This window comes from Pseudidiomarina sp. WS423 (assembly GCF_050750165.1).
Classification (GTDB): Bacteria; Pseudomonadota; Gammaproteobacteria; order Enterobacterales; family Alteromonadaceae; genus Pseudidiomarina; species Pseudidiomarina fusca.
Window position 1 is genome coordinate 1 of sequence record NZ_JBOJLN010000056.1, and the last position, 554, is coordinate 554.

Here is a 554-nt window from a genome sequence, read left to right on the forward strand (position 1 = left end):
CCGCTGGATACAAACCATCTGGAGCGGGCGCTTCGGCCCATACCCATGGGGAGAAAAAATTGGTTGTTCTGTTGGACAGAAATCGGTGCAGAGCATGTTGGCGTTATCCAAAGCCTGATAGTGACCTGCCGCTTACATAATATCAATGTAAACGATTATCTGACCGATGTGCTGCTGCGCATCAGCCAACACCCTGCCAGCCTGGTGCACGAACTGACGCCACGGTATTGGAAAACTAAGTTCGCTGATAATCCACTGCGCTCTGATCTCTTTGCTTTACCCGCCACTTCGGTAGAATAGCCTCCAGACGGAGGCGATATGCGCATAGAAGACCTAACCTTAGACGAATTACACGACCTGAACGAGCTTATCTGCAAGCGGATAGAGAACTTGCGTTTGCAAAACGATATCACTGTTCTAAGCCAGCTACGTTTAGGCCAAAAAGTGCACTTCAAGGCCAAAGAAGGCCAAGTGTTCGGGGTGGTCATCAAAATCAACAAGAAATCAGTGATGGTGGTCAGCGATGATAATCGCCAGTGGAAAATCCCACCAGG

General features: G+C 49.3%; 2 protein-coding genes. Both read left to right on the plus strand.

Features of this window, described 5'->3' with window-relative positions:
- A partial coding sequence (locus ACQ661_RS12750; RefSeq protein WP_431668594.1) for a transposase domain-containing protein occupies positions 1-300 on the plus strand: 300 nt, incomplete at its 5' end.
- 18 nt (positions 301-318) lie between these two features.
- On the plus strand, positions 319-554 hold a 236-nt coding region (locus tag ACQ661_RS12755; protein WP_431668595.1), incomplete at its 3' end, for a hypothetical protein.